Origin of the sequence: Streptomyces sp. 11x1, from assembly GCF_032598905.1 — a bacterium.
Taxonomy (GTDB): Bacteria; Actinomycetota; Actinomycetes; order Streptomycetales; family Streptomycetaceae; genus Streptomyces.
Window position 1 is genome coordinate 3157603 of the sequence record NZ_CP122458.1, and the last position, 22360, is coordinate 3179962.

The 22360-nt window shown below is 67.4% G+C and carries 20 protein-coding genes and 2 pseudogenes; 20 read left to right on the forward strand and 2 right to left on the reverse strand.

Annotated elements, in window-relative coordinates:
• Positions 1-2 precede the first annotated feature (2 nt).
• The 12 genes from P8T65_RS13580 to P8T65_RS13635 all read left to right on the forward strand — a co-directional run bounded on the left by P8T65_RS13580 (position 3) and on the right by P8T65_RS13635 (position 13396).
• On the forward strand, positions 3-659 hold the full coding sequence (locus tag P8T65_RS13580) for a response regulator transcription factor (protein WP_316725676.1): 657 nt from the start codon (positions 3-5) through the stop codon (positions 657-659).
• Positions 660-863: 204 nt separating this feature from the next.
• A complete protein-coding gene (locus P8T65_RS13585; protein ID WP_316725677.1) occupies positions 864-1862 on the forward strand; it encodes a TauD/TfdA family dioxygenase in 999 nt (332 codons plus the stop codon).
• Positions 1859-2851 (forward strand): TauD/TfdA family dioxygenase, encoded by a 993-nt coding sequence (locus P8T65_RS13590; protein ID WP_316725678.1) that lies wholly within the window; start codon positions 1859-1861, stop codon positions 2849-2851. Before P8T65_RS13585 ends, P8T65_RS13590 begins: the two co-directional genes overlap by 4 nt.
• A gap of 114 nt (positions 2852-2965) precedes the next feature.
• Positions 2966-4252: a glycosyltransferase 87 family protein gene (locus tag P8T65_RS13595; RefSeq protein ID WP_316725679.1), complete on the forward strand. Its 1287-nt coding sequence runs from the start codon at positions 2966-2968 to the stop codon at positions 4250-4252.
• On the forward strand, positions 4249-4977 hold the full coding sequence (locus P8T65_RS13600) for an FkbM family methyltransferase (protein ID WP_316725680.1): 729 nt from the start codon (positions 4249-4251) through the stop codon (positions 4975-4977). Before P8T65_RS13595 ends, P8T65_RS13600 begins: the two co-directional genes overlap by 4 nt.
• Before the next feature lie 39 nt (positions 4978-5016).
• Positions 5017-6165, forward strand: coding sequence for a glycosyltransferase family 4 protein (locus P8T65_RS13605; protein WP_316725681.1), 1149 nt, complete (start codon positions 5017-5019; stop codon positions 6163-6165).
• Between the two features lie 276 nt (positions 6166-6441).
• On the forward strand, positions 6442-6657 hold the full coding sequence (locus P8T65_RS13610; protein ID WP_316725682.1) for an MbtH family protein: 216 nt from the start codon (positions 6442-6444) through the stop codon (positions 6655-6657).
• Positions 6654-7865 (forward strand): cytochrome P450, encoded by a 1212-nt coding sequence (locus P8T65_RS13615; protein ID WP_316725683.1) that lies wholly within the window; start codon positions 6654-6656, stop codon positions 7863-7865. Before P8T65_RS13610 ends, P8T65_RS13615 begins: the two co-directional genes overlap by 4 nt.
• 55 nt (positions 7866-7920) lie before the next feature.
• A complete protein-coding gene (locus P8T65_RS13620; RefSeq protein WP_316725684.1) occupies positions 7921-9183 on the forward strand; it encodes a LeuA family protein in 1263 nt (420 codons plus the stop codon).
• Positions 9167-11161, forward strand: coding sequence for an aconitase family protein (locus P8T65_RS13625; protein WP_316725685.1), 1995 nt, complete (start codon positions 9167-9169; stop codon positions 11159-11161). Before P8T65_RS13620 ends, P8T65_RS13625 begins: the two co-directional genes overlap by 17 nt.
• Positions 11158-12216: an isocitrate/isopropylmalate family dehydrogenase gene (locus tag P8T65_RS13630; RefSeq protein ID WP_316725686.1), complete on the forward strand. Its 1059-nt coding sequence runs from the start codon at positions 11158-11160 to the stop codon at positions 12214-12216. The genes P8T65_RS13625 and P8T65_RS13630 overlap by 4 nt, the downstream gene beginning before the upstream one ends.
• The gene (locus P8T65_RS13635) at positions 12209-13396 is read left to right on the forward strand and encodes a PLP-dependent aminotransferase family protein (protein WP_316725687.1); all 1188 of its coding nucleotides are present in this window, start codon (positions 12209-12211) and stop codon (positions 13394-13396) included. The genes P8T65_RS13630 and P8T65_RS13635 overlap by 8 nt, the downstream gene beginning before the upstream one ends.
• A gap of 123 nt (positions 13397-13519) precedes the next feature.
• Here the strand turns inward: P8T65_RS13635 and P8T65_RS13640 are convergent.
• Both P8T65_RS13640 and P8T65_RS13645 read right to left on the reverse strand, forming a co-directional pair.
• A pseudogene (locus P8T65_RS13640) lies at positions 13520-14272 on the reverse strand (transposase family protein).
• 392 nt (positions 14273-14664) lie between these two features.
• Positions 14665-15519 carry a helix-turn-helix domain-containing protein gene (locus P8T65_RS13645; RefSeq protein WP_316725688.1) on the reverse strand — a complete coding sequence of 285 codons (855 nt, stop codon included), beginning with the start codon at positions 15517-15519 and terminating at the stop codon, positions 14665-14667.
• Between the two features lie 798 nt (positions 15520-16317).
• On the opposite strand from P8T65_RS13645, the gene P8T65_RS13650 reads away from it, so the two are divergent.
• The 8 genes and pseudogenes from P8T65_RS13650 to P8T65_RS13690 form a co-directional block, all read left to right on the forward strand.
• The gene (locus P8T65_RS13650) at positions 16318-16797 is read left to right on the forward strand and encodes a hypothetical protein (protein ID WP_316725689.1); all 480 of its coding nucleotides are present in this window, start codon (positions 16318-16320) and stop codon (positions 16795-16797) included.
• Between the two features lie 296 nt (positions 16798-17093).
• Entirely contained in the window at positions 17094-17321 is a 228-nt protein-coding gene (locus P8T65_RS13655) for a hypothetical protein (RefSeq protein ID WP_316725690.1), read from the forward strand.
• Positions 17321-18460: an MAB_1171c family putative transporter gene (locus tag P8T65_RS13660; RefSeq protein WP_316725691.1), complete on the forward strand. Its 1140-nt coding sequence runs from the start codon at positions 17321-17323 to the stop codon at positions 18458-18460. The genes P8T65_RS13655 and P8T65_RS13660 overlap by 1 nt, the downstream gene beginning before the upstream one ends.
• Positions 18457-19641, forward strand: coding sequence for an amidohydrolase family protein (locus P8T65_RS13665; protein ID WP_316725692.1), 1185 nt, complete (start codon positions 18457-18459; stop codon positions 19639-19641). Before P8T65_RS13660 ends, P8T65_RS13665 begins: the two co-directional genes overlap by 4 nt.
• A 112-nt stretch (positions 19642-19753) precedes the next feature.
• The gene (locus P8T65_RS13670; RefSeq protein WP_316725693.1) at positions 19754-20293 is read left to right on the forward strand and encodes a winged helix-turn-helix domain-containing protein; all 540 of its coding nucleotides are present in this window, start codon (positions 19754-19756) and stop codon (positions 20291-20293) included.
• Positions 20290-20829, forward strand: coding sequence for a transposase (locus P8T65_RS13675; protein ID WP_316731578.1), 540 nt, complete (start codon positions 20290-20292; stop codon positions 20827-20829). Before P8T65_RS13670 ends, P8T65_RS13675 begins: the two co-directional genes overlap by 4 nt.
• Before the next feature lie 320 nt (positions 20830-21149).
• Entirely contained in the window at positions 21150-21554 is a 405-nt protein-coding gene (locus P8T65_RS13685) for a hypothetical protein (protein WP_316731961.1), read from the forward strand.
• A gap of 34 nt (positions 21555-21588) precedes the next feature.
• Positions 21589-21776 (forward strand): annotated as a pseudogene (locus P8T65_RS13690) (IS5/IS1182 family transposase); the annotation flags it as partial.
• Positions 21777-22360 lie beyond the last annotated feature (584 nt).

Consider the following 22360-nt stretch of genomic DNA (forward strand, 5'->3'; position numbering starts at 1 on the left):
CTGTGCGAGTGGTGATCGCCGAGGACTCGGCGCTGTTGCGGCAGGGAGTGGCACGCCTGTTGGAGGACCGGGGCGTCGAGATCGTGGCGGCCCTGGATGACGCTACCGACATCCTGCGCGTCGTCCGGGAGGCCACACCTGACGTCGTCATCACCGATGTCCGCATGCCGCCCACATACACTGACGAAGGGATCAGGGCGGCCCGACAGATCCTTGAGCACTGCCCGGGCACGGGCGTCCTCGTGCTCTCGCAGTACTTGGACACCGAATACGCCCGCGAACTGCTGCACAACGTCGACGGCGGGGTCGGCTACCTGCTCAAGGAAAGAGTCGGCGACGTAAGCGACTTCTTCGCGGCGCTCCAGCGCGTCGCAGCCGGGGAGATCGTGCTGGATACCGAGCTGTACCGGGACATACTCGGCGGCCGGTTCCGGCGCCCGGCCACTGACCTGCTCACCGACCGCGAGCACCAGGTCCTCGAACTGGTCGCCGTCGGCCTCTCCAACTCGGGCATCAGCGGCCGGCTGGGCATCTCGGACCGCGCCGTGGAGAAACACGTGACATCGATCCTCAGCAAGCTCCGCATCCCCGGTTCCCCGGACGGCAACCGGCGGGTACTCGCGGTGCTCGACTACCTGCGCGCCAGGGGCCGAGTCTGACTCCGCCCCCGCCGTGTCGGACACGGCCGGTGAACCGGCTTTGAGCTGCGGTGTTTCGATGCAGGGAAACACCTTGCCGCTGTCGGCACGAAGGATCAAGGATGAAGGGGTACGGCTGACCGCACTCGTGTGTGTGGGGACGGCCGGAGCGATTGAGGAAGCCGCCGCCCGACCTCTCGCTGCCATCGATGTGGAGACCCTTTCATGACACAGCTGAACGACGTACCCGCGACGGTGTCGCCGCAATGGGACGGGCGGGTGCTGCCGGCGCTGGTCCGGGCCGACGCCCCGGACGCGGATCTGCCCAGGTGGATCCGCGCCCACAAAGAACTCGTCGACGATTTGGCCCACCGTGCCGGCGCCGTACTGTTCCGCGGTTTCGGCGTCGCCAACGCCGCAGAGTTCCGCACGGTGATGGCCGCGCTCTCCGACGAGGTGCTCTCGTACGGGGAGCGGTCCTCGCCTCGCACCCATGTCGAGGACAACATCTACACGTCGACCGAGCATCCGGCCGACCAGCACATCCTGCTGCACAACGAGCAGTCGTACACGGACAACTGGCCCCTGCGGATCGTGTTCTGCTGCGAGCGGCCTGCCGACCGGGGCGGCCGTACCCCGTTGGCTGACTCGCGCCGCGTCCTAGCGGCGCTCAGCCCCGCCACCGTCGAGAAGTTCGAACGCCTCGGAGTGCAGTACGTGCGCAACTACATCCCTGGCATCAGTCTGTCCTGGCAGGAGACCTTCCAGACCGAGGACCGCGCCGAGGTCGCCGCCTATTGCACGGCTGCGGGCATCTCCGTCGAGTGGTGTGAAGGCGACCAGCTGAGAACCCGTCAGGTCCGGCCGGCCGTGCACCGGCACCCGAAGACCGGCGAGCGGACCTGGTTTAACCACGCTCTGTTCTTCCACGTCACCTCCCTGCCCGAGGAGGTCAGCGCCGGGCTGCGTGCCGCCTTCGGCGACGAGGACCTGCCGTACCACACGTTCTACGGCGACGGGACACCCATCGAGGACGAGACGATCGCCGAGTTGCGTGCCGCCTTCAATGCCGCGACCACCGGGTTCGACTGGGAACGCGGCGATGTCATGCTCGTCGAGAACATGATCACCGCACATGCCCGAGAGCCCTTCGAAGGCTCGCGGCGCATCCTGGCCGCCATGTGCGATCCAGTCGGATCGACTCGTGCGCAGGCGGCGATATGACCACGTCCACCTTTGCCGCCGGCCCGGTCCACACGGAGCCCGAGCACCCCGAACCCTTCCTGCTGCGCATCGAAGCCGTCGAGCGCGGACTGCGCTTGGACCACTGGATCGCCGCCAACCGCGACCGACTCACCGCCGAACTCGACCGGCACGGTGCGCTGTTGTTCCGCGGCTTCGAGGTGCACAGTCCCGAGGAGTTCGGAGCCGCTGCCCGCGCCTTCTCGCCCGAACTGCTCGACTATCTCGAACGGGCCGCTCCCCGCACCGAGATCGCCGACAAAGTCTTCACCTCGACCGAGCTCAGTGCGGACCAGTGGATCGCCTTCCACCACGAGATGTCGTACTCCCACAACTGGCCCAGCCTGCTGTACTTCTACGGTGATCGGCCCTCCCGCGTCGGTGGCGCGACACCGGTCGCCAGCGAGCGTGCCGTCCTGCCGAAGATCCCCGCCGAACTGCGCGAGCGCTTCGAACGCCACGGCGTCAGTTACGTGCGCAACTACAGCCCCGTCCTCGACATCCCCTGGCAGGTGGTCTTCCAGACCACTGACCGGGCCGAGGTCGAGGCCTACTGCCGGGCCTCGCACACCGAGTTCGCCTGGCTCGGCGAGGACGGCCTGCGCACGCGTGCGGTCCGGCAGGCTGTCTCCCGCCATCCACGTACCGGGGAGACCGTCTGGTTCAACCACGCCCACCTGTGGCACATCTCCGCCCTGCCCGGCGAGGTCTCTGGCTATCTCCTTGGAGAGTACGGCCCCGAGGGCGTGCCCCGGAACGCCTTCTACGGTAACGGCACTCCCATCGAGGACGAGGCCGTCGACCTGATCGGACGCCTCTACCAGGACAACGCGGTCTCGGTTCCCTGGCAGCGCGGTGACGTCCTCGTCGTCGACAACTTCCTTGCCACCCACGCCCGGGAGCCGTTCCAGGGCGACCGCCGCGTCCTCGTCGCCATGTCGGACCTGTACGTCAACCCGAGCCTGCGCTGATCCGGCCCTCATGGTGGGGGAAACCCCACCATGGGGTCTCGACCTACCTGTCATGACTGTGGATCCGTTCCCGGCTGCAATGAAGGTGTGCCGAATCCACAGGTGGGAACATCGATGATCACGCCCCTGGCCCGAGTCGTTCGTACATCCCCGATCCGCGTCCCCGGTGGCCGGCGGAGACTGTGGATCATCGGCTGGGCGGGGGCCGCCTGCTGGGCCATGGGGCTCGTGATGTTCTCCACGCTGCCGACACACCGGGCTTGGGGGCTGAGTGCCGCCGCCGGTTACCTCGGCGCGGCGCTCTTCGCGCTCCAACTGCCCCGGCCGCGGGCCCGCGCCCTCTCTGTCGCCTCGGCGCTGACCGGCGCGGTTGCCGTGCCGTTCCTGTACCTGATCTGGACGGGCCAGGCCCAGAGCGAGGTCGGCGTGGTGGAACGCTCGGCCACCCTCCTCCTACACCACGGCACGCCCTACCTGGCCGACCCCCAAACGGTCACCGATTACAACCCCTACCTGCCCGGGATGGCTTTGTTCGGGCTCCCCGGTGGTCTCCTTGACGACACCACCGCCCCGGCCCGCCTGCTGGGCGACGCCCGGTTGTGGTGTGCGCTCGTGTTGCTGGTCTGCCTGGTTGCGGGACGCGCGGTGCTGCGCCCTGCACGCACCGCCGGTCCACCGGGCCGGTCCGCCTCCACGACCGCCCTGGCCGTGCTGGTCGCGTCACCCCTCGTGGCCCTTCCGTTGTGTGTCAGTGGCGTGGATCTGCCGCTCGCGGGGCTGTGCTGGCTGGGGCTCGCTCTCGCGGCCGGTCGTAAGCCCGGGGCCGCAGGGCTCGTGCTCGCCGCAGCCTGCTCGCTCAAGTGGACCGCCGTGCCCGCTCTGGTAGTGGCAGCCGCGCTGATCGGCAGCCACGCGGGAAGCCGGGCGGCCCTGCGGTGCGTCGGGGCCTGGCTCGCCGGGATCCTCGCCCTGATGCTGCCGGTCGCCTTGGTGTCGCCCGGCCCGCTGGCGGAGCAGGTTTTCGCGTTCCCCGTCGGGCGCGGCGCCGTGGCGACACCCGCGGCCAGCCCGCTGCCGGGACGGCTGCTCGCCGAACTGGGCCCGGCGGGCTGGTACGCCGCCGTCCTGCTGTTGCTGTGCGGCGGAGTGGCGGTTGCGTGCTCGCTCGTCGTGCGTCCACCGACCGACGCCGTGGCCGCAGCCGACCGGCTCGCGCTCGGCCTGTGCGTCGCCTTCCTCTTCGCGCCCGCCACCCGGTTCGGCTACTTCACCCTGCCGCTGCTGCTCGTGATCTGGGCCCGGCTCTCCACCTCGACGGGGCGTGGTCGTGCGGGTGAGACCGTCGTGGCCGAACGCAGTGCCGCCAGCACACGGTTGATCATGGCCGGGGAGACCCGGTGAGCCGTCGTACGGGCGCGGTGGCCCGTGTCCTGCACCGGCTGGCCAGCCGCGTCTCCTTCGTCGAGGACGAGGTCGCGGGCCTCGGTGAACTGGTCCGCCCCGGGGACACCTGTGTCGATATCGGGGCCGAGTACGGCCTGTACACCTGGCCTTTGTCGTCCCTGGTCGGCCCGACCGGCAGGGTCCACAGCATAGAGCCACTGCCGGGGCCCGCCCGCTGGCTGCGCCTGGCCTCCCGCGGCCTGGGGAGCGGCAACGTGGTAGTCCACCACACGGCCCTCGGGGCCCGGGCGGGCCAGGGCACTGTCAGCCTGCCCCTACGTCGTGGTCTGCCGGTGCACGGGCGGGCCTATCTCACCGAAGGTTCCCACGGCCCTGGCCCGAACGCCGAGTTCGCCGCGGCCCGGCCGGTGCGGACCCAGGTGCACACCCTCGACCAGCTTGTCGAACGTGCGGGTCTGGAGAAGGTCGCCTTCGTCAAGGCCGACGTCGAAGGCGCCGAACCCGCCGTACTCGACGGTGGCCGGCAGACCCTGCGACGACATCTTCCGGCGCTCCTGCTGGAGATCGAGGACCGCCACCTGGCGAAGTACGGAGCCGGATCGGAGGTGGTCCTCGAACACCTCGGCCGGTACGGCTACCGGCCCCACCGCTGGGCCAAGGGCGGCTGGACGGAAGTCTCCGGGATCCGCCACGACGTCCGCAACTACCTGTTCACCGTCTGACGCTCCCCGCCACTGCGGGGCTTTGAGGAAGCAGCAGCCTTGAGCACCACACTCATCGTCACCAATGACTTCCCGCCCCGGCAGGGCGGCATCGAGACGTTCGTCCACGCCATGGCCACCCGTATGCCCCGCAATGACGTGATCGTCTACACCTCGTCGGAGCCGGGCTCGAACGCGTTCGACGCCACCCTGCCGTTCCCCGTAGTCCGTGACCCGAGCCGCATGCTGCTGCCCACGCGCCGCGTCACCGCACGCGCACTGCACCTGGCGCGGGAGCACGGCTGCGACCGGGTGTGGTTCGGCGCGGCGGCCCCCTTGGCGGCGATGGCCCCCGCCCTGCGCCGGGGCGGAGTCGAACGGCTCGTCGCCACCACACACGGGCACGAGATCTGGTGGGCCAGGGTCCCCGGAGCACGCCGTGTACTGCGGCGCATAGGCGACGGCGTGGATGTCGTCACCTATCTCGGCGAGTACACACGGGCGCGCATCGCTCCCGCGCTGGGCCCCAGGGCCCGGCTCAGTCGTCTGGTGCCGGGCGTCGACCTGACGGAGTTCCGGCCGGAGCTGACGGCGGACCAGGGCCGTTCCATACGCGACCGGCACGACCTGCACGGACGCAAGGTCGTGCTGAGCGTGTCCCGCCTGGTGCCTCGCAAGGGCCAGGACACACTGATCCGCGCCCTGCCGCTGATCCGGCGCGCGGTGCCCGACGCGGTGCTGCTCGTGGTCGGCCAGGGACCGGACGAGGGCCGGCTGCGGCGTCTCGCCGGCAGGTACCCCGAGGAGTCCGTGGTCTTCGTCGGCGGGGTGGGCCACGCGGAGACACCGGCTTACTACGCCGCCGCCGACGTCTTCGCCATGCCGTGCCGGACCCGCCGGGCCGGTCTGGAGGCCGAAGGGCTCGGAATCGTCTACTTAGAGGCCGCGGCGAGCGCCCTTCCCGTGGTGGTAGGGAACTCCGGCGGCGCCCCCGACGCCGTGCTCGACGGTCGTACGGGCACGGTCGTAGACGGCCGGGACGTACCAGACGTCGCCCGTGCCGTCATCCGGCTCCTAACGACCCCCGACGGGGCCGCCATGGGACGAGAGGGACGGCGGTGGGTTGAACGGGAGTGGACCTGGGACGTCTCCGCGCACCACCTGACCCGTCTGCTCACCCCCGGACTCGAACTCACCGGGATTCTCTGACCCTGACGGGGTCTCTTCCCAACTCTCGTTCACTGGCCGTGAGCTGGCCTTTTTCCCTCAGAAGAAAGATCTTGCCGGGGGCATGCGGGCCGATCAACGATAAGAGGGTACGGCTGTCCGCACTTCCCCCGGTGCGGAGAGCCGTACGTTCACCGGTTCCGGGCGGCGCAGCCGCCGATCCTCCGCGTCGCTGCCCCGGCATACAGGGGCCTTGGCCCGCATCCGCGTCACCCGCGTAGGACCCTGCCTTTTCGGCGGTCACTGAGAGGGATTCCCATGAGCAACCCGTTCGAGAACGACGAGGCAGAGTACATCGTCCTGGTCAACGACCAGGGGCAGCACTCCTTGTGGCCCGCGTCGGCCCAGGTGCCCGCCGGCTGGGAGACGGTCTATGGCGCGGCTTCCCGACAGGCCTGCCTGGACTACGTCGAGGAGAACTGGATCGACATGCGTCCCGCATCCCTGGTCGAGGCGGCGGGTTCGGCCTCGTGACCACGCCTTCCCTCGCGGTACCGGATCTGACCGACCCGGTCACGCACCTCGCCCCCGGCGGCCTCGACGAGGTCTGGTCCGAACTGCGCCAGAACGACCCGGTGCACTGGCACCCCGGTACGGACGACACCCCGGGCTTCTGGGTGCTGACCCGGCACGCGGACGTGTCCAAAGTGCTGCGCGACTCGGCCCGGTTCACGTCCGAGCGGGGAAACGTGCTCACCACCATGTTGCAGGGCGGCGACAGCGGCGCCGGCAGCATGCTCGCCGTCACGGACGGTCCGCATCACACCGCGCTGCGCAACCTGCTGCTCAAGGCCTTCTCCCCGCGGGCCCTGGACGGCGTGGTCCGCCAAGTTCGGGAGACCACCCGCCGTCTCGTCGACGAGGCGGTGGAGCGCGGGCACTGCGACTTCGCCCGGGACATCGCCTCGTATGTGCCCCTGGCCACCATCTGCGACCTGCTGGCTGTTCCCCGGTCCGACCGGGACACGGTCCTCGGCCTCACCAAGTCCGCGCTGGCGTCCGACTACGCCGACCCGCAAGCCGGCGAAGACCGGCTCGCTCGGGGTGAACTTCTCCTCTACTTCCACGAATTGGTGGCACACCGGCGGGCCCACCCCGGGGACGACGTCATCAGCCTGATGGCTACCGAGCCCGCTGGGACGGTCACCCTCGACGACGACGCCATCGTCCTCAACTGCTACAGCCTGATCATGGGCGGCGACGAGACGAGCCGCCTGGCCATGATCGGCGCGGTGCGCGAGCTGGCCCACGATCCGGAGCAGTGGCTCTCCCTCAAGGACGGCACCGCGACCGCCCAGCAGGCCACCGACGAGGTGCTGCGTTGGACGACGCCCACGCTGCACTTCGGGCGAGTGGCCACCGAGGACGTCGAGTTGCACGGCCAGACGATCGCCGAGGGCGATCTGGTCACCCTGTGGCTGTGCGCCGCGAACCAGGATGAAACGGTCTTCGGAGACCCGGAGGTCTTCCGGCTGGCCCGCACCCCGAACAAGCACCTCTCCCTCGGCTACGGCCCGCACTTCTGCCTCGGCGCCTATCTCGGCCGGGCCGAGATCACCGCCATGCTCGACGCTCTGCGCGACCGGGTCGCCCGCATCGAGCAGACCGGTGACGAGCGCCGAATCTACTCCAACTTCCTCACGGGCATGAGCAGCCTGCCCGTCTCGCTCACTCCCGCCTGAACTGCCCCACCGCCGTACCTGCGGAGGGCCCGATTCCAGCAACGCGGAGGTCGCAGTGAACAACAGGACCGACCGGAACGCGCAGCTCAGTCCCGACGTCTGGTTCAACTGGAACACCATGGACGTCGATCCCACCGAGCAGCCCCCGGCGTACTCCGGCATCTTCTTCGACGAAACCCTGCGCGACGGCCTCCAGGCGCCGCATGTCACAAACCCCTCCCTGGAGCAGAAGCGGGTGCTCGTCGACCACATGGCAGGGGCCGGTGTGCGCTCCGCCGACCTGGGCTTCCCCGGGTCCGACCCTGCCGCACTGCACGAGTGCGCAGAACTCGCCCGGCATGTGCTCGACTCCGGGTACGACCTGGTCCCCGGATACGCAGGCCGCACCCACCCGGCGGACATCGACGCGATCCGCGACATCGCGGACCGGGTCGGCAGCCCCGTGGACGCGTACGTGTTCATCGGGGTCAGCCCCATCCGGCAATACGTCGAGGACTGGGACATCACCGCCATCCAGCGCAACATCGTCCGATCAGCCGCCGCCTGCCACGGCAACGACGTCGACTTCGTCCTGGTCCTGGAGGACGCGGTGCGCTGCACCCCCGACGTCCTGGAGCGGGTCTACGACGCGGCCGTCGACTCCGGCGTGACCCGGCTGACGCTGTGCGACACCGTGGGCGCGGCACGGCCCGAGGGCACGGCCGCCCTCATCCACTGGACGCGCCGGTACTTCGCGCGGTGGGAGCAGCCCGTCGCCCTGGAATGGCACGGCCACAACGACCGCGGTCTCGCCCTGGCCAACTCCCTCACCGCCCTGGCTCTGGGCTGCGCACGGGTGCACGGCACGATCCTGGGCATCGGCGAGCGCGCCGGAAACGCTTCCCTGGACCAGCTTGTGGTCAACAGCCACCTCGACGCGCACGGCAGCTACGACCTGAAGGCCCTCGTGGAGTACGGCGCCTACGCTTCCGAGGTCCTGGAGGTCGGTATCCCGCAGAACTACCCGGCCCTGGGCCGGGACGTGTTCAAGACCAGTGCCGGCGTCCACGCGTCCGCGATCCTCAAAGCCCACCAGAAGGGAAACACGCTGGTCAAGGACAGCGTCTACTCCAGCGTCCCAGCCAGCTATCTGGGGCGCGAGCAGGAGGTTCTCGTCGACGAGGCGTCCGGCACCAACAACGTCCGCTATTGGCTCACCGTCCACGGCTACGACAGCGCCGACGCCTCCTTCCTCAAGAAGATCCTGGCCGCCGCCAAGTCCCACCGCGGCCCTCTCAGCGACGAGCAGATAAGGCAGATCATTGCGACAGCGGAGTAACGCCTCGGACGAGGCGGTCCCGAAGCGCCGGATCGGCCTGCGCGGCAACGTCCTCGTCCTCACCGAGGACACCGACATGGTGGCCGCCCAGCTGTCGGGAACCCAGGGCCCCAGCCCAGCCGAACTGCTGCGTGCGCCGCTGATGAACAACATCTCCACAGACGAGATCATCCCCGGCTGGTGCTGCTACTGGTACGACGAGAAACTCGGCGACTACGCCTACCTGGGGCTGCGGGACAAGAAGGTCACCGAGGGCGCGCTGAAGGCCTTCGCGCCTCAGATCATCGTCAGCGGAGAGGCGAAGGGCTGCGGCTCGTCCCGCGAGCATGCCGTCTACGCCGAGAAGTACGCGGGTGTCGAGGTTGTCTTCGCCCACACATTCGAACGCATCTATGAGCAGAACTGCCGCAACGTCGGCATCGTCACTTGCACTGACCTCGATTTACTGGAAGCCCTGCTCGCCGGCGAGCAACTGCCCCTGGAGGCGTTCACCCGGCGGGCCAATGACATCGAGCGCGCCATCGTGCACTTCGGCGGACTGTTCGGCTTCAACCGCCAGGGCATCCGCATCACCCCGAGATTCGACCCGGCCCGCCCGCTCAACGTCGTGGAGAAGATACTCCAGGGCGCGCTCTCCCCCCGCAACGCACTCCCGGACGACGCTTCGGTGCGCGTCGGCGAGTCGTACTTCGTCCGGGCGGATGTCCGATTCTCGCACGAGTATGTCACTCCCATGGCAGCAGGCATGTTCGTCCAGCAGTTCGGACCCACCGCGCGGCTGGAACAGCCCGACAGCTGCTACTTCTTCCAGGATCACCTCTCGCTGGCGGCCCCCGTTCTCAAGCGCCGGCCGAACGGCTCCGAACTGGTCGCCCGTGTCGAGGACCTGGGTCTCAGACAGCGGGAGTTCGCCGCCCTCGGCCAGGGGCACTTCATCGGCCCCGGTGACAACGGCGGCAGCCGCGCCATCTGCCACAACCACATCCTGGAGGCCGTTGCGCGGCCCGGCGACGTGATCATCGGCACCGACAGCCACACCTGCACGGCCGGAGCGGTCGGTGCCCTCGCATTCGGGGTGGGCGCCACCGACATCGCCAACGCCTGGTACAACCGCGAAATCCTGGTGAAGGTCCCCGCCGTGGTCCGCGTCGAACTCGACGGCGCTCTGCGCCCCGGCGTCTGCGCCAAGGACGTCATGCTCAACCTGCTGACCCACCCGGAGATCCAGGGCAGCAAGACGCTGGGCAAGGTACTGCTCTTCGCCGGCCCCGGATCCGCCGGGCTGAGCGTGGACGAGCGCGCCACCCTGTGCAACATGGCAGTGGAAGCCGGAGGCATGACCGCGCTGTTCGAGGCCGACGACATCACCCGAGCCCATCTGGCCGGCCGCACCCTGCCCGCGCCTCTCGACATCCTCGATACCGCACCGTTCTCAGACCCCGACGCTCATTACACCTCCGTGGTCACCGTCGACATAGGCACCGTTGTACCGATGGTCGCCCTGCCCGGCGATCCACGTAACGCCGTTCCTCTGACGTCCTTACGCGAGGAGGTCCGCGTTGACAAGGCGTACGGCGGCTCGTGCACCGGTGGCAAGGCGGAGGACATGGACATGTATGCCAGCGTCTTCGCCATCGCCCGCGACCGAGGACGAACCGTGCCCGCCGGCGTCCAGGCGTACATCCAGGTCGGCAGCGAGGCCGTGCTGGCACACGCCACCGAGCGAGGTTACTTGGACCTGTTCGCAGAGGTTGGCGTCACCGTCCTGCCTCCCTCCTGCGGCGCCTGCATCAACGCGGGGCCGGGCGTCTCCGAGCGATCGGACGAAGTCACCATCAGCGCCCAGAACCGCAACTTTCCTGGACGCTCGGGCCCGGGACAGGTCTATCTGGCCTCCCCCTACGTCGTCGCCGCGAGTGCCATCGCGGGCCGCCTCAGCTCCGTCGAGGAGATGCTTTCCGACGGAGCGCGGGCATGAGGATCGCCGTCGTCCCCGGAGACGGGATCGGGCTGGAGGTCGTTCCGGCCGTGCTGCCCGCCCTCACCCTGCTCGACGACCGCTTCGGGCTGGATCTCACCTACGAGACCTTCGACTGGGGCGCGGAACGCTGGCTGGACGAAGGCGTCGGCCTGCCGCCGGGAGCCCTCGACCTGCTCACCACCGACTACCAAGCCATCCTGCTCGGCGCCTTGGGCGACCCCAGGATCCCTGACATGGCCCACGGCCGCGAGATCCTGCTGGGCCTGCGTCGAGGCCTCGACCTGTACGTCAACCACCGTCCCTTCACTCCACGCGACACCAGACAAACCGTCGACCTGTTCCGGGAGAACACCCAGGGCCTCTATGTCGGCGTCGGCGGCACCGTGGCGCAGAGCGGGCGCACAGCAGTGGCGATCGACGAGTGTGTCTACACCCGCGAGACCGTCGAGAAGTTCGTCCGGTACTGCTTGCGCGCCCTCAGGGACAGCGGTCGTGAGCGCGTCACTCTCGTCCACAAGAGCAACGCCGTACCGCATACGGGCCAGCTGTGGCAGGAGATCTTCCGAACCGAACTGACCCACTTCGCCGAGCTGAGGGGGGCAGAGGAGTACGTCGACTCCTTCTGCTACCACCTGGTCCGCGATCCGTCCCCGTACGAGGGCGTCATCGCCTCCAATCTCTTCGGGGACATCGTCAGCGACATCGGTGCCGCCCTCATGGGCGGACTCGGCCTCGCCGCCAGCGCGAGCATCTGCCCGGAGACCGGCTACGGGCTGTTCGAGGCCGTGCATGGCAGCGCACCCGACATCGCCGGGAAGGGCGTCGCCAACCCCTACGCCACAGCGACCGCAGCAGCCCTGATGCTCGACCACTTCGGCCATTCTGAGGCGGCGTTGGCGCTGCGCCGCGCACTCACCGCCACTGTGCACAGCGACGTGGCCACCCCGGACATGGGTGGCCACGGCACCACGACCACGTTCATGGCGGACGTCATGGAGAGGCTGGAGAAGGACTCCACTGACGGAAGCGACAGGAGCGAACCTCATGCCTAGCCGTGTGCCCCCACCCGGACTGGTCCACCGGTCCGGTACCACCGGAAGCTCCGTCATTCGCGAGGCACTGGCCCTCACGAACCGCCCTGACGTGCTCTCCTTCGCCGGCGGGCTGCCCGCCTCGGAGCTCCTCGACATCGAGGGACTGCGCACCGCCTACGACCATGCGCTGACCGAACACCCGCTCCGCGCGCTCCAGTACTCCGTCACTGACGGCGACCCCCGTCTCAGAGAACTGCTCGCCGACCGGCTGACCCAACGCGGACTGTCCGTCCCACCTGACCGCCTGGTCATCACCACCGGTGCCCAGCAGGCCCTGGCCCTCCTGGCGACGGCCCTGCTGAAGCCCGGCGACACCGTCGCAGTGGAGGAGCCCACCTATCTCGCCGCCCTCCAGTGCTTCGGCTACGCGGGCGCGCGCGTGATTTCCGTACGCACGGACGACGACGGCATCGACATCGACGCCCTCGCCCACGTCGTGGAGCGCGATCGGCCCCGGCTCCTCTATCTGGTTCCCGATTTCCAGAACCCCACCGGACGCACCCTCGCCCTGGCCCGCCGCGAGGCCCTGGCACGGTTGGCCGAGACCAAGGGCTTCTGGATCATCGAGGACGACCCGTATGGCGAACTCAGGTTCCATGGCGCGCGCCTGCCCTGGGTGACGGCCCAGGAAGGCGCGCATGATCGAAGCGTGCTGGTGGGCAGCCTCTCCAAGATCCTCGCCCCGGGCCTCAGGCTCGGTTGGATCTGTGCACCGCCCGCCCTGCGTCAGGCATGTGTCCTCGCCAAGCAGGCGGCGGACCTGCACAGCTCGACCGTGGATCAGGCTGCCGCCGCGCACTACCTGGGCACACACGACATCGACGCTCGCCTGGACCACGCCCGCGCGCTGTACCGGGACCGCTGCGCGGCGATGCTCACGGCGCTGCCGGGCGCACTGCCCCTCGGCAGCACCTGGAGTCGCCCCGACGGCGGCATGTTCCTGTGGGCCAAGCTACCCGAAGGCCACGACACCGGGGCGCTGCTGCCCCGGGCCGTGGACCACGGGGTCGCCTACGTACCCGGAGCACCATTCTTCGCGGGGCCACCGGACCCGACCACGCTACGCCTCTCCTTCGCGAGTCATGGGCTCCAGGACATCGAGGAGGGGATGCGCCGCCTGGGCAAGGCGTTCACCTGAGACCTGGTCTGCTGCTCCGTCGCTGAAACCGCGCAACCGGAACGTCTCAGGAGCAGAGCGACGTTGCTCGAGTTGTGTACCGCGACGCTGTGCTCAAAAGGCCCGGCGTGGACACTGAGCTTTTCAGCGCTGCCGCTCCAAAGTGAGGACGACCGCAGCGATTGACGACGTTCGATTGGGACTGCACCGGGGCCTGCGGAAGATCCGCCACGACTTCAGCCGCGCGACGCCGCGCTTGACCGGTGCCCGAGCTGTGGACAGCGCTCGGTTGACGGTTTGCTGGGTCGGCGTGCGGTTGCGGCCCGGCGGGCGTCTGAGGGGTGTCGTCACCCAGGGGCCGGCTCCCATGTAGGCGCGGTCGGCGAGGAGGGGAACGGCCCTGGCGTTCGCAGATCCGGATGATCCGGTGGGCGCGGGCCGCAGTGAGATCGTGCGCGCGGCCGGGCAGCGTCGGGGAGATTCACAGCAACCGCCCGACGAGGTCGGTCACCACCTGCAACGTTTACCTCGTGTCGGCGGTGCTTGTGGGAGAAACTGTCCCGACTGTCGCCGACCCGGTCGCGCTCCGCGAGGGTGCCGTCAAGCAGGACGCAGTCCGGGTAGGCCTCGCGCAGAGCGCGCAGCAGGCCAGGTGCGCGCCCGGCGAGCAGGTCGACGACCGCTGTCGTGTAGGCGTGGGCGGTGCCGACGGAGATGCCGAACCCGGCAGCGAACTGGGGCGAGAGTGTCGTGCCGACGCAGGTACACCAGGCCGACCAGGGCACGCTGGTGCGGTGGGAACTTGCAGCGGCGATCACCCTCGCGGGTGACGATGAGCATCGTGACCCACTCGACCAGGGCGTGAGGCAGGTCGGGTGCGGCAGAATACGGAACCAACGCGGCTCCTCTGCCTGTGGGCTGAGACTTCGAACACCTCCCCCAACGGCACGGAAGCCTCGTGCGTTGGGGGCATCGATCCCGTCACCCGATCAGTGGCCACGCTGAAAGAGCTCACTGGTCGCTCTCGCCTTCGCGGTGGTCCGGCGAACAGGTCACAGCCAGTGCCGGCCTCTGGCCACCCGCCTGAGGTCAGAGCGGAAGATTAGAGATGCGACATTCGCACGTCGTCCGAGACGTCCCCCAGGAGACGTAGCGCCAACGGCCCTCACGCAGGTACGCCGGACCGCAATAACCTGATGGAGCGTCAGGCCATCGCACGCCCACCTTGCTCCTGGCCCGATCGGCATTTGCCACCGTGCAGGTGACACACCATCACGCACGGTCCGCGATCAGTCCGGTCGACCGAGAAGCGCCTCACCGAGATGGGTCAGTCGATGCACAATCAGGTTGCTCCGGCGCTCCGCTGCGGCCAGTCCGGACCTGCGCAGAACACTCAGATGTTTGCTGACGGAGGGGTGAGAGAGGTCGAGACGGCTCGATATCTCTCCGATGGAGTTGGGCGATCGTAAGGATCCCAGGACATTCGCGCGCGTGTGGCCAAGAAGTTCGCCCAGAGCGCCAACCCGATCCTCTTCATGCTGCTGCCAGAGCGCGGCCGCCGACTCTGCCGTCAGCATCACGTTGTAGACGAGGACGGGAGCGCCCTGCCTACCCCTCTCCGGGGCGAGGACCACAGGGGCAGGCGCGAACAGCGATGGCGCAATAACCAACCCTTCCCCGAGAAGCTCGGCCACCTCCCCTTCCTGCTGGTTATCCACTTCAAGGAAAGGAGCATGCCAGCTGATGGACGGATGCAGTTCATTTAGAATGCTGCCTACGCCACCGGAGAGGATGTCACGTCCGCGCGTCTCACGTTCCAGTTCCAGGTACTCCCGTATGCGCCCCCAGAAGGGCTCTACGGCCGCAGCGCCGAAGCGGCGCGGAGCGGTATGGGGTGGTGCAGCACTCGGCGAACGACGCGAGGATTGGCCGCTGACCACACCGTTTGCAGCCGCGCGCCGTAATCTTCTTCGCACCTTCATGCGCCACTCTGCGAACTCGTCCGGTTGTACATCCGTGTATCTGATCTCGGCGAAATGCGCTTCGAGATCCGGCCCAACAGAGCCGATGAAGCGGACGCGAGAAAGGTCCTCAACCGTGAGGCGCAGACGAAACAATGAATTCTCTCCTATGCTCGGCTTCACTCGTTCATGGGTAATGCGGTGTCCTTGGCGGCGCCCGACCCAGATGCTCCGGACGGCGCGGAATTATTCGGGCGTCAGGCAGGATCTTCCGTGAAGCCTCAGCTGCAATGATCACTTGACAGAATCATGTGCTCGTGTCACCGAAGTGCGAAAGACCTGGCAGCCAGCCCATTGAGCAGCAGCAGGTAGGGAAACAGGATGCGGAGCACTGCTTGGCTCGGCGACTCGGGCGGCGCAGGAACTGGCCAGGTCGGCGCCGAGGCGCTAACAGACCCCCGCGAAGATGTACTCGTCGACCCAGGTCGGTATGCAGTCACGATTTGGCCGATGCCGAGCCCGAATCAAGGCGCATGTGGCCGACGACTCTGCTAGCGACTGCCCAGCACTCTGCCGGCTCCGGCTTCGCCCGGTCTCGCAATAACCCAGCCAAGGCCGCGGTCGGTACACCGCGTTGAGCATGGCCCATAGTCATCCTCTTGCCGTCACGTGTGTGCGTGGGGGGGGTGGCCGTTGTGAACGGCCGCTGCGGCGAGAACCGCATCCGGGGCGGCAAGTGAACGCCTCCGAATGAAGTGAACCACCTACGGCTTCGCCGTCTGAGGCGCGGAGGCCCTCTCGCGAGCGCCACATCCATTGCACATCCGAAGCTCAGAACTTGGCGAAGCATCCAAAATATTGGCACTGGGCGGCAGTTGTGGTCAAGAATGGAAACAAGCTGTCCAACACATGGCGCAATCTAGCCGCTGTATCATCATGATGGCGCAACGGGTCGATCCGATGCCAGGAGTGTGGTCATACATGAATCCAGCGGATGACCAGGCACAGCAGCAGTCGCTGGCCGGACGTCTGAACTCACTGTTTGCGATGGCCCGATGGACCGACGCCCACGGTCGACAGCGGGAGTACTCCACTGCTGAGGTGGCGAAGGCCGTCACGGTCGATCCGTCACATCCTTCGACTTTGTCCCGTAGTTATCTGGCGATGCTCCGCAACGGTTCACACACCAACCCGACGTTGAGCGTCCTGGAGGGGCTCGCAAAGTTCTTCGACGACCACCGGCCACCGGGGACGCCGCACATCACGGTGCAGTGGTTGGTCGCACAAGAAGACCCCGAGAGCGAGTTGTTGCGGCAACGACTCGCCGATCATCAGGTGCGTGCGATCGCTATGCGGGCGGGTTCGATGACACCCGCCATGCGCAAACAGCTACTGAAGATGATAGAGATCCTCGATCAGGACGGTGACTTCGAGTCCCGTACCGAGCAACGAGAAGAGTAAACGTGGCCGCGCACGAACGCGACATTCGACGCTACTGCAAACGAATCCTTCGAGAGCTTGACATTCAACCTCCGTTACGAGTGGACGAGTTATGTCTCAGGCTCGGTGAGCACCTGCGCAAGCCCATACGGCTGGTTCCCTGGGCGCTTCCGGTCCCTGGGCCGTTCGGACTCTGGATGTCCCGGCCGAACGAGGATGTGATTTTCTATCAAGAGGAGACAACCCGTGTACACCAGGATCACATAATCCTGCACGAGGTGGGTCATATCCTCGCCGATCACGAGGACGACGGTGACATGCCTGAGGACCTCCCCGATCTCGGTCCGGACTTCCCACACGACCTGACCACACGAGGCTTCCGCCGTACCTGCTATACCGAGGACTACGAGCGCGAGGCCGAACTGGTGGCGACCACTATCCAGGAATGGGCGGTCGTCATCGACTACGTCACTCCCCGCACTCCCGAAGACCCGGCTCTCATTCCGCTGCGGTCCGCACTGAACCCCCGCTGGGGGTGGATGTGATGTTCCAGGTACCTCTGATCACATTGCTGAGCATCGGCGTGCTCTGGAAGGGTTTCGACCTCGCACGCGCCCCGCACGACAGGGTACTTCGCTTCCTTGTCGCAGCTTTGCTCATGCTGCTGGGCGGGGAGGTGCTCAGCCTTCCTGAAGTAAACGGCGCCATAGACTCGGTCACCACTGCCGGTGTCGGCAAGGTGGCGTTCAACGCGATCTACGCATCCGGCCTGTGTGCCCTTATCCTCTTTTTCGGCATCTCTCTGCGAGGCAAGGATGCCTCGTATCTTCGGCGTCTCAGGATCAACATCGGGCTCCTCGGTGGGGTGCTGATCGCTCTGACGATCTCCATGATCACCACGCCTCAGGCCATACGCGATCACTCGTTGAGTAGCCCACACTTGGCCGAGCCCAGCATCGCCTCGTTCTACATCATCGGCAACGTCTACTTCGTCTACGGGTATCTGACCTCCGCGCTCTGGGCCCTGCACTACGGGCAGGCAGCGTCCCGATACCTCGCAATCGGCCTATTGAGCATGGCCCTGGGGCTTTTCGGGCTGACGATCAGCGCCGTCAACCGAACAATCCTGGTGTTTCTACGCATCAATGAACCTGGGTCGCACGAGTCGTTCAATACAGTGAACTGGTCCATCTCCAACTGGGCCATGGGAGCCACTCTCATCGGAATCTGCTATTCGGCCTTTGTGCAACTGGTCACTCGCCTGCGTTCGATTGCGCACCATCGCCGTATGCACCAGGACCTCACTCCTCTATGGACGGTCCTCACCAGCGCCTACCCAGAACTCGTCCTGAACCAGGCACCGACCGATTCCAAGTGGCACCGTTTTCGCCGACGTCCCACCCACGAGCAACGGTTCTATCGTCGGCTCATCGAATGCCGCGACGGACTGGTTCGCCTGAGCCCCTACTTGACACGTGTCGCTCCAGACGCCGACCTAGCCAGTACCCCGTCCGACCGTCTCGCTCGTCACATCACCGAGGCGCTGGCCCTGAAGCCGCCGATCGAGTCCCCATACACCGAGTTGTCCGCCGCTCGTGTCGCATCCCCGACCAGCAACGACTTGGGCGCCGATGCCCGTGAACTCATCTCTATATCCCACGCCTTACGCGAGAGGAAGTCGTGAACGAGGTACTGATCACTGCGGATCTTGTCATCGCCGGACCCGCGAACCAGCTGACCGTCGACGGCGCCGTGCTCATCGAGTCCGGTGTCGTAGCCGCCGTCGGCACCGCCGCCGAACTGGAAGCGTCAGTGGACACACAAGTGCCTCGGTTGCGGTGTCCGGGAGCGACTGTGCTGCCCGGAATGATGGATTGCCACGTGCATCTGGCCTTCGACGCGGGCTCAGACCCGGTCAGCGCTGTGACGAACGCCGACCCGGGCGAACTCTCCACCGCCATGGCGAAGCGCGCTCAACAGCTGCTGGCTGCAGGGGTGACAACTGTTCGGGATCTCGGTGACCGAGACGGGCTCACCGTGGCGTTGCGTTCCTCCATCGACTCCGGGGCCACGCTCGGGCCCCGTATCGTCGCAGCGACCGCGCCCTTGACCTCGCACGGTGGTCATTGCGGCTTTCTGGGCGGCGAGGTGACCACGGACGACGATATCCGGGCCCAGATCGCGCACAACGCAGCAATCGGTGCCGACGTGATCAAGGTGATGGCCTCCGGTGGCGCACTAACCCCGAACGGTCCGCGTATGTGGGAGGCGCAGTTCACTCCTCGCCAACTGCGCCTGATCGTCGATGAAGCAGCACTGCATGGCTTGGGAGTGGCCGCTCACGCTCACGGCACCGAGACCATCGGTCATTGCGTGGCTGCCGGCGTCCGCACCATTGAACACTGTTCTTGGCGCACCGCAGAGGGCATCGTTTACGACCCTACGATCACCCAGCAAATCGTCGACAACAACGTCTCCGTCTGCCGTTGTGTCTCAGGGGACTGGCAGTTATTCCTCGAACAGATGGGGCCCGAACGCGCCAAAGCGATGGCCGCACTCATTCAGGAGATGCGCGGGGCAGGCGTCCAGTTCATCGCTGGCACAGACGCCGGTGTTCCGGGAGCGCGATTCGGCGACTACGTCGGCATGCTCGAGTTCTTCTCCTCTCTCGGCTTTGAGCACACCGAGATTCTCGACATGGCCACCGTCAACGCCGCCCGTGCACTCGGGCTGGACGATGTCGGCGTACTGGTGCCCGGAATGCGAGCCGACCTCGTCGTCGTCGACGGCAACCCTTTGACCGAGTTGGGCGTCCTCCGCCAAATACGGCATGTATTCACTGCTGGGCGTTTGGTGACCAGATAATGAATAGATATGAAGGTGTCTGTCTCCGAGCGGTGCTCAGACCCCTACTGAATTGTAATGCGTGATGTCGTGGGATGCTGACAGGTCGTGATCGTCGCGGTACACCACGGTTATGAGGTACGCGCAGGGTGGTGGGCTGACTGCCGAGCGGAGGGCATTTCGCGAGCATGTCCGTCTGGTGGCGGGTGAGATGTTCGCGGCCGGTAGCGACAACGCCGAGGTGGCGAAGGTGCTGCGGGTCCATGTGCGCTCGGTGCAGCGCTGGCGGCGCGAGTGGGCCGAGCGGGGTGAGGCGGGACTGGTGTCGAAGGGGCTGGCGTCCCTGCCCAGGCTCAGCAACGAGTTGTTCGTGAAGCTGGAGGCGGCGCTGGCGTTGGGGGCGGTGGCGCACGGCTGGCCTGACGAGCGCTGGACGCTCGCGCGGATCCGGACGCTGATCGGGCGGATGTTCCACAAGAGCTACACCGGGCCCGGGGTGTGCCTGTTGCTGCACCGGCACGGCTGGTCGCCCCAGGTTCCCGCCCGCAGGGCGGTGCAGCGTGACGACACGGCGGTCGCGACGTGGGTGAAGGAGACGTGGCCGGCCGTGGAACCACCGCGGCGGCGCTCGGCGCCTGGACCGTCTTCGCCGACGAGGCCGGGTTCTCGCTGACGCCGCACACGGCCCGCACCTGGTCCCGCCAAGGCGTCACCCCAGTGATCCGGGTCAACGGCGGCAGCAGACGCCACCTGTCGGTGGCCGCTCTGTGCTGCTACAAGCCCGGCGAGCGGCCGCGGCTGGTCTTCCGGCACACCGGTGACCGGTGGGCCGACGGCCGCAAGGGCTTCTCCTGGAAGGACTTACGGGACCTGCTCGCAGCCGCCCACTCTCAGCTCGGCGGACCGATCGTGCTGGTCTGGGACAACGTCGGCCTGCACCTCAGTCACGCGATGCGCGCCTGGATCACGGCCCGGGACTGGCTCACGGTGTTCCAGTTGCCGGCCTATGCACCGGACCTCAACCCCGTGGAGGGGATCTGGTCCAGCCTGCGGCGCACCAGCCTGGCCAACATCGCCTTCGCCGACTACACGCACCTGGTCAACGCAGTCCGCCGGGGCCTACGTCAGATCCAGTACCGGCCCACCATCATCACCGGCTGCCTCATCGGCACTGGCCTCGCCACGAGCCCCGGCGACATCACGCATTAATCCTCAGTTGTACTCCAGCAGTACTTCGTTGCTTGACCTGGGGAAACGTCGAGCGGTGGGATTGTAGCGGGCAGGATGCCGTCACGGACGGCTTCTGCCCGCACACCCCTCGAAGGAGTGCCCACGACGGCAAGGTCGCCCCAGGCCTGGGAAGCCTCCGGTCGTGATCACCGAACGGGCAGCCGAGAGCTGGGACCGCGACCTGGACCACCTCTTCACCACCATCGGCCACCACTTCGGCCGTATCGAACCACGCCGCCGCATGCAGGACTACGTACGCGCCTTACTCGCCCCGGTGGCCCGAAAAAGCAGCTGGCAACTTGCCGAACACGCCAGCCACGCCACCCCGACGGACTGCAGGTGCGCTGGCGGTCGGGTACGCCGCGGTCATCAACGGCGACCGGGAGGCATCGGACAGCCTGGGGTACGACGTCGAGGTCGCCTGGCGTGACACCACATTGCTGTACAAGATGAAGGCGCTGAGCGAACCCGTCGGCGAGCGCGTGGAGTTCGAGCTCGGGCCGTCCGAGGTGGACGCCGCGCACACCCACGCGTGTGGCGGTCGGTACCGGATCCTGCTGATCATCGCCGCCCTGGCCCCGGAGCGCCGTCAGGTGTTCGAGCTACCCAACCCGTTCTCTGCGGCCGGTCGCGAGCGGTTCCGGATCGTGGGCAAGGGGCTGCGCTATCAGTGCTCGCCGCTGCGGAACAGTCGACGGCCGTGAGCTGAAGCGCACGATGTCCCGCGTGCCGGGGAGCGGCCGGTCCCGCCGCGGGCTGACCTCCGAGATTCACCTGGCCGCCGACCGGTGCTGTCGGCCGATGGCGATCGTCCTGACCGCCGGGCAGGCCGCCGCCAGCCCTCAGCTCATCCCGGTGCTGAACAACGTGCGGGTCCGTCTGCCGGTCGGCCGTCCCGCACCCGGCCCACCGCCGTGGCGGGCGACACCGGCGCTCTGCTCCGGAGGGCTACCGGTGTCACGTCGGGGCGCAGTGGATGGAGACGCCCATCGCGCTGTGCGGCGCCTGGCTGGCCAGGAACGCGGGGGACAGCGTTCACCCGTCCACCGCTCCTGGCAAGAGCGACGACGAGGAGCTGGCGGACGCGGTCCTCGCCGAGATCCCAGGGCCCGGTTCGTGCCAGAGGCGGTCAGGCGCGACCTGGCCGAGTGCGCCCGGCACTGCACCCCTGACCTCGCCTTCCGGCTGTTGCTTCGGGCGATGGCGCAAGCCGGCACCGGACGCGACACAGCACTCACGCCGGAGCACTGGGGTCGGCCCTGCACTACAGCGAGTTCCTCGTGTCCGAGGTACGCCATCTGGTTCGGCCCCGCCGACGCTTGAAAGCCGACCGAGCCAGGGCGTGGACGATGCGGAACTCGGTCATCCACCTCTCGCGAGGGGCCCGTCATCTGCTTCCGGTGGATCTCGACGTTTCGACGACGATTGGGACGGCCGATAGTGAAGCAGCGCGTCCTCGCCCATACCCCGGGAAACCTGGCCGGCCGTGCGATTGTCTGGATGGCACAAC